The 207-nt window shown below is 47.3% G+C and carries 1 protein-coding gene; it reads right to left on the bottom strand.

Features of this window, described 5'->3' with window-relative positions:
• A partial coding sequence (locus tag B0D78_RS13350) for a CsgG/HfaB family protein (RefSeq protein ID WP_205948355.1) occupies positions 1-207 on the bottom strand: 207 nt, incomplete at both ends.

Below are 207 nucleotides of genomic sequence, written 5' to 3'. Positions count from 1 at the left end.
CGTGCAATTGACTCGTGTGCCGAATGTTCCGACTTCCGAGACCAAAATGTATTTGATGCCTTCTATCATGCCCAGTTTGGCCTTTTGGTTCGTATTCAGATTCAAAAGGTCGGAACTCGTCGTCAGACCGATTTCCGTCATCATCTGCTGCAAAGCTGAACGGGTAATTACCGTGTATTTCTCCGACTGGATGGACGATTCCAGCAT

It is taken from the genome of Pyramidobacter sp. C12-8 (assembly GCF_002007215.1).
In the GTDB taxonomy this organism is placed as follows: Bacteria; Synergistota; Synergistia; order Synergistales; family Dethiosulfovibrionaceae; genus Pyramidobacter.
Note: the sequence above shows the minus strand (reverse complement) of the source record. Positions and strands in the feature narration are given on the sequence as shown.